The sequence below is a fragment of the Sphingomonas sp. 66-10 genome, assembly GCF_001897045.1.
GTDB classification, from domain to species: Bacteria; Pseudomonadota; Alphaproteobacteria; order Sphingomonadales; family Sphingomonadaceae; genus Sphingomonas; species Sphingomonas lycopersici.
Window position 1 is genome coordinate 4,475 of record NZ_MKRR01000082.1, and the last position, 6,332, is coordinate 10,806.

Annotated in this window: 5 protein-coding genes; 4 read left to right on the forward strand and 1 reads right to left on the reverse strand. The window is 61.4% G+C overall.

Annotated features, from left to right (window positions below; translation table 11 throughout):
* Window positions 1-1,042: TonB-dependent receptor domain-containing protein (locus BGN95_RS07090; RefSeq protein WP_286772090.1), on the forward strand; the 1,042-nt coding region annotated here is incomplete at its 5' end.
* Here the strand turns inward: BGN95_RS07090 and BGN95_RS07095 are convergent.
* Complete coding sequence (locus BGN95_RS07095; protein ID WP_286772091.1) at window positions 1,039-1,953, reverse strand: LysR family transcriptional regulator; 915 nt, start codon at window positions 1,951-1,953, stop codon at window positions 1,039-1,041. The two genes, BGN95_RS07090 and BGN95_RS07095, sit on opposite strands and share 4 nt — an antisense overlap.
* 235 nt (window positions 1,954-2,188) lie before the next feature.
* Between BGN95_RS07095 and metC the strand changes: the two genes are divergently transcribed.
* Genes metC through BGN95_RS07110 form a run of 3 tightly spaced genes read left to right on the forward strand, consistent with a single transcriptional unit; the run spans window position 2,189 to window position 6,031 of the window.
* On the forward strand, window positions 2,189-3,415 hold the full coding sequence (metC, locus tag BGN95_RS07100; protein ID WP_286772092.1) for a cystathionine beta-lyase: 1,227 nt from the start codon (window positions 2,189-2,191) through the stop codon (window positions 3,413-3,415).
* Window positions 3,416-3,464: 49 nt separating this feature from the next.
* A complete protein-coding gene (locus tag BGN95_RS07105) occupies window positions 3,465-4,673 on the forward strand; it encodes a threonine synthase (RefSeq protein WP_286772093.1) in 1,209 nt (402 codons plus the stop codon).
* Window positions 4,670-6,031 carry an APC family permease gene (locus tag BGN95_RS07110; RefSeq protein WP_286772094.1) on the forward strand — a complete coding sequence of 454 codons (1,362 nt, stop codon included), beginning with the start codon at window positions 4,670-4,672 and terminating at the stop codon, window positions 6,029-6,031. The genes BGN95_RS07105 and BGN95_RS07110 overlap by 4 nt, the downstream gene beginning before the upstream one ends.
* The last annotated feature ends 301 nt before the right edge of the window (window positions 6,032-6,332 follow it).

A 6,332-nucleotide genomic window follows, 5' to 3' on the forward strand; every position in this document is an offset into this window, starting at 1 on the left:
CGGTGTCTTCTCGCGCAGCAATTGGGCGGTATACTCATCGCTTGAAGGCAATCTGACGAAGTGGTTTCAAGCCGGTCTGGCCGGGCGGTACGAGGATTTCACCGATTTCGGCGGTCGCTTTACGTGGAAGGCGAGCGCGCGCGCCGATTTTTCGAGCATGTTCGCCGTCCGCGGTTCGGTCAACACCGGCTTCCGCGCGCCGACCCCCGGGCAGTCCAATGCGTCACAGGTCCAGACCAACATCGACTCGGTCACCGGGGCGCCACTCACCGCCGGTATCGTTGCGCCGGCCAATCCTGTGGCCCAGTTTTTTGGCGCCACGCCACTCAAGCCGGAGCGCTCATTCAACGTTGCGGGCGGTGTCGTGATCAAGCCCGCCCGGAACGTCACGCTGACAATCGACTATTTCAACATCAAAGTGAAGGACCGTATCGCGGTTTCGGGCAACTTCAACCTGACGCAGGCGCAGCGTGACCAGCTCGCCGCGCTCGGCATTCCTGGAGGAGGTTCGTTTCAGCAGGTCAGTTTCTTCACCAACTCGTTCGACAGTCGCACGCAAGGCGTTGATGCGGTGCTCACCGTCGGCATGAATATGCTCGGTGGCCGCGGGACGTTCGGCGTAAACGCCAACTACACCGACACGAAGGTGACCCGAGCATCACCGGTCGTTGCGGCCGATCGGCAACGCCTGCTTGATCTCGAAGGCTTTGTTCCGAAGTGGAAGGGCAATGCCTCTTTCGTCTACGAGGGCGATCGCATTGGCGTCACCGCGCGCGCGAACTATTATGGCAAATGGACTGACTATGGCTCGACGCCCGCGGCCGACCAGACCGGCGGCGCGGAGGTGCTCGTCGATCTCGAACTCTCGTACAAGCTCACATCGACGTTCCGGCTCGCTGTCGGAGCGGAGAATCTGTTCAACAATTACCCCGACCGGGAGATCCGTCAGTCGCAAATCGCGAACGGCATCCAATATCTCCGGTTTGCGCCGACCGGCTTCAACGGCGGCTTCTGGTATGTGCGCGGCACCGCGAAATTCTAGCCGAGATCCAAGCGACCCGTAGCTAGGAATGCCGCCCGATGCTCCTCAAGGACCGCGATAAACGCCTGAGCGACTTGAGACATCGGCCGCAGCTTTGGCGTGAAGAGCATATAGTCGAACAAAATTTCGGGCTTGAACGGCCGAACGACCAGGCCGCGGTCGACATAGTCGGCCGCGGTGATGGGATTGAGAATGGAGCAACCCAGCCCTTGCAGTACCAACGCACAAATCGTCATCGCATATTGGGTCTCGATGATCATGTCGCGATCGACGCCGGCATCCTCGAAAACCCGGTCGATACGGTGACGCGTCTGGTCTTCCAGCGCCAGCGAGATGAACCGCTCGCCATCAAGATCGGCGGGTTCGATATGTTGCTTTTCAGCGAGCCTGTGACCCGGCGGCAGGACGCACGCTCCCGCGCAGCGCAGGAACCTTTCCATCGCGATGCCCGGCAACTCCCGCGCTGGAGTCGCAAGACCGATGTCGAATTGCTGGTTGGCGATCCATTGCCTGACAGTCGACGAGCTGCGGGTTTGCAATTGGATCGAGACGCCGGCATGCCGACGCCGGAACGTCGTGATAACCGACGGCAGGAAACTGACCGCCAACGCCGGAAGCGCTGCGATCCGCAGCGTCCCGGTCGAGGCGTTGCGGATGTCGGCCGCCGCGCGCTTCAGAACCGCGATTCCGGCAAAGCTGCGCTCGACCTCGTGGAAGAAGACGTCGGCTTCCGGTGTTACCGTCAGCGCTACGCCTTTCGAACGGACGAACAGCGGAAACCCGAGGTGGTATTCAAGATCCGCCAAAAGCTTGCTGACGGCCGGCTGCGAGATGTGGAGCGCGGCTGCCGCCTGGGTGACCGAACCGGACAGCATGACAGCCCGGAACGCTTCAAGCTGGCGCAGATTCATTGGGCTTACTCCTCGGTCATCGCCTCCGCTTATAACCCCAGCCTCATACCTGGAGACAAGATATGACTTTGCCGCGGATCGGCCATGCCCTGCGGCACGCCCTGCGCAGCGTCTCGGGAGCCTCTCCGGCGGCGTCGGCTCTCTGCCTGCACGCCCAGTCTCGGGTCAGATTATGTTTGGCGTGTGAACTCGATTTCCAGCCGCTTCCAGCGTCGATTTACAAAGGCGAACAGTGATGACCGGTTCGCCATTGGACGCGCGAGCTCAAGACGAGCTGTCCTGTTCGTTTGCGGAGTCGACAACGCTCATCCATTCGACTTCGCGATCGGCGCAGCAGGCGGGCCTCCTTAACCCACCGGTGCACCGTGCCTCGACGATCGTCTACGACCGGGTCGAGGATTATATCGACCGGCACCGCAACCTGTATGATGGCGTCATTTACGGCCTGTACGGCACCGAGACGAGCCACGCGCTTGGGAGCGCGATCGCGCAGCTGGAGGGTGGCTTCCGGACCGTCCTCACCTCGTCTGGGACGGCTGCGATTTCGCTCAGCCTCTCCGCATTTCTGGGGGCAGGTGACCATCTACTCGTGGTCGATACCGTCTACCGCTCGACCCGTCGGTTTTGCGACGAGGTCCTGACCAAGCATGGCGTCGAGGTTTGCTATTTTCCGCCTGGTGTTGGTGATGATATCGCTTCATTCATCCGGCCGAACACCAGGATGGTGTTTCTCGAAACGCCCGGATCGCTAACATTCGAGCTCGTCGACGTCGGGGCGATCACCGCAGCCGCGCGCGCAGGCGGTATCATCACCGCCCTCGACAACACCTGGGCAACCCCGTTGCTCTTTCGCCCGATCGAACACGGCGTCGACATATCAATCGCGGCCGCCACCAAATATCTGTCCGGTCATTCCGATGTGATGCTCGGCGCCATGACGGCCGCAACGGAGGACGTCTACAAGCGACTGAAGGACACTGCCGCGCGGTGGGGCAGTTCGGCGAGCCCCGATGATTGTTATTTGGTGCACCGCGGTCTTCGTACGCTCGATGTCAGGCTGGAACGCCACCAGCGCACAGCTCTTGAACTGGCCGCCTGGTTCATGAATCAGCCTGAAGTCCGCAAGGTGTTGTATCCCGCGCTTCCCGCCGATCCGGGATATTCGATCTGGAAGCGCGACTTCGCGGGGGCTTCGGGTCTCTTCGGTGTGCTGCTCGACCCTATGTCCGAGACCGAGCGGACCGCTCTGTTCAACGGGCTGGAGTTATTCAAATTGGGTTCGAGCTGGGGCGGGTTCGAAAGTCTGATGGTGCCGGCGTGGCCGGCGCCGACGCGAAGCTGCTCCGCCCCAGACGACGGAGCTCTCATCCGCGTGCATGCCGGACTTGAACGTGGTGCGGATTTGATTTGCGACCTTGAAAAGGCCTTCGCCCGCCTTCGGTCGACCCGACCAAAAGTCTGAGCAGCGCAGCCCGCCTCGGCTTGACCAAAACAAGAAAGCATCCGACGTTATGAACAAGACACAAGAAATGCCGGTCTCAACTGCGCAACAGGGCTATGCGCTGAACACCCAGCTCGCCCGCTTTTCATGCATTCGCTGCGGGACGCAGCTACCGCTCGCCGACTATTTCGAGGGCTGCCCCGCCTGCCTCACCGAAGGTCAGCCCGCGGCCATACGGTCCGAGTTTCATCAGTTTCCAATGAAGCTTGGTGCATTGGATGTACAAGGTATGGCGCGCTACGCCGCGTGGATGCCCTATTCGTCGTGGGTCTCACTCGGAGAGGGCGGCACCCCCTGCACCCCCTTCAATCGCCTGGCGGACGCGTTGGGCGTTGCCGCCATTCATCTCAAAAACGAGGGGATGAATCCGAGCGGTTCGCATAAGGATCGGGTAAGCTGCCTCACCGTCACGCGAGCGCTCGACATCGGCGCGACCAAGATCGTCGCGGCGTCCAGCGGAAACGGCGGCGCCTCCCTGGCCCTCTATGCCGCCGCCGCTGACCTCAAATGCTGCATCGTCTCAACCCCTGCGCTCTCGCCGATCCACCGCCGCGCGATCACCCTGACGGGCGCAGAGCTCGTTATCGCAGACGACTCGCTCGAACGATGGCGGCTCGTCACCGAAATGGTCAAGCAACAAGGCTGGTTTTCCGCCACCAACTATCTCAACCCGCCCGTCGGCAGCAACCACTTCGGCGTCGATGGACTGAGAACCATCGCTTTTGAGTTGGTCGAGGATCTAGGCCCCGACAACATCGATGCGGTGCTCGTTCCGACGTCCCGGGGTGATCTCCTGTGGGGATTGTACGAGGGTTTTCGGCAACTAAAAGCTATGGAGCGCATCAAAGCGCTTCCGAGGCTGTTCGCGGTCGAGCCATTTCCCAGGATCGACCGGGTTCTGAATGGGGCGGCGCAGACCGGCACCTTCCCCGGCTCGACGGCGCTCTTCTCGATCGGCGGATCTACCGTAACTTATCAGGCCGCGGAGGCGATCCGCCAGACCGGCGGGAACGCCGTCGTCGTTGACGACACCGCCGTCGTCCGCGACCAGAGCCGCCTGGCACGCCACGGATGTTATGCGGAGCTGTCCTCTGCGGCAACGCTCACGGCGCTAGAGATCCTGCTGCAAAAAGGAGAGATCGCGCGTAATGACGCAGTCGTTCTGATAGCCACCTCCAACGGCTATAAGGATCTGCCGGACGCGGCGAGCGTGGCATGAGCCGGCCATCGGCGCCCGACTCGCTCCTGCGCCGCGAGATCGGCCGGGTCGGCGTGGCCACGATCGCGATGAACGGCGTGATCGGGTCAGGCATCTTCGCGCTACCTGCGGTGGCAATCGCGCAGGCTGGATATTTTAGCCCCTGGCTGTTTCTGCTCTGCGGCGTACTCATCTTGTCCGTAGCGCTCACCCTCGCGCGGACCGCGAGCTTCTTCGAGACGACCGGGGGCCCAATCGTCTATACATCGCATGCCTTTGGGCGCTTTATCGGGTTCCAGACCGGGCTGCTCATCTATATCAGCCGGGTCGCCGCGATCGCCGCAAGCGCCAATCTGATCGTCAGTTACGCGGCACCGATCTGGAGCCCTCTATCGTCCGGGCTGCCGCGAATGATCGCGATCGCGGGCTACATTACGCTTGCGACGATCTTGAACGCGATTGGTGTCCGCGCGGGAATGGCTGCGCTCTATTTGATCAGTATCCTCAAGCTCGCGCCGCTCCTGCTGCTGATTCTGGTCGGCTTTCCAGCCGTCGAATGGGGCTTAGTGACGAGCGCGAATGTTTTGCCGCCGGAAGCCATCGGACGGACGATGCTCGTCCTGTTATACGCTTTCATCGGATTCGAATTCAGCCTGATCAATGCCGGTGAAACCCGAGACGCGCGCTCCGCCATCCCGCGAACGCTCGTCACCACTGTTCTTGCCATCGCCGTCTGCTACGCCCTTATCCAGCTTGTCGCGGTTTCGGTGGGTCCAGACCTTGGCGGCAGCAACGCGCCTCTCATCGAACTTGCCCGCCGCCTTATGGGCCCTACCGGCGCGCTCGCGCTCGGCTTGGGAGTCGTGTTCTCGATCGGCGGCGGCAGTCTGACGTCCTTGCTCACCGCGCCCCGACTGACCTACGCACTGTCGCGTGACGGCACGCTGCCTGGCTGGTTTGGCACGGTGAACGTGCGGACGCGCGTGCCGGTGAATTCCATTCTGTTCTGCGGCGTTCTAAGCATTGCAATGGCGGTGGGACAGCAATTCGTGTGGCTCGCGACGCTCAGCACCTTTGTTCGCCTGCTGACCTATGCGCTATGCATCGTCTCGTTGCCAATCATCCAACGGACGCTTCCGGCGGAACCAGGACAGTTCAAACTACCAGGACGTCTTGCGATCCCTGCCGTCGCGTTGCTCCTCATCCTCTGGCTGCTGAGCCAATCTACGATGGAGAATTTTGCGATCGCCGGCTGCGTCGTCGTTGCGGGAAGCGTCGGTTATTGGTTGTGTACGCGAAAACGAGGTGTCGCGGCCACTTCCTTCGAGTCCACCGAGATTCCCAGACGAGGCGAGCGGACAATTGATAAGGGCCGCTGACAAAGGCCGCCGGTGACGCTTGCCCATCCGCATGAGCGGCGGGCGCGCTTCCAGGTTCGATGAGAAAATCGGGTGAAAGGTCGAACGCCGTGCCGCATCACATGCTCGGAACCAAGCATTTTGTCGATTTCGGCTGCGTCGCGGTTTTAGCGTCTCTGTAAAACCACTTGCAGGTTCTTGTACCCGTACTGTTCGACACGGCGAACGGCAACGCGAATTTCACGGCGGATCCTTCCCAGGCGCCTGTACCGAACCATTATTTGTTGGTGCCGTGGCATTATCGACAGGGTGGTCATGTGTC

Bases quoted from the DNA above. Each gene is read 5' to 3' on its own strand.
- metC (WP_286772092.1), top strand. From the start codon at position 2,189: ATGACCGGTTCGCCATTGGACGCGCGAGCTCAAGACGAGCTGTCCTGT.
- BGN95_RS07095 (WP_286772091.1), bottom strand. From the start codon at position 1,953: ATGAATCTGCGCCAGCTTGAAGCGTTCCGGGCTGTCATGCTGTCCGGT.
- BGN95_RS07105 (WP_286772093.1), top strand. From the start codon at position 3,465: ATGAACAAGACACAAGAAATGCCGGTCTCAACTGCGCAACAGGGCTAT.
- BGN95_RS07110 (WP_286772094.1), top strand. From the start codon at position 4,670: ATGAGCCGGCCATCGGCGCCCGACTCGCTCCTGCGCCGCGAGATCGGC.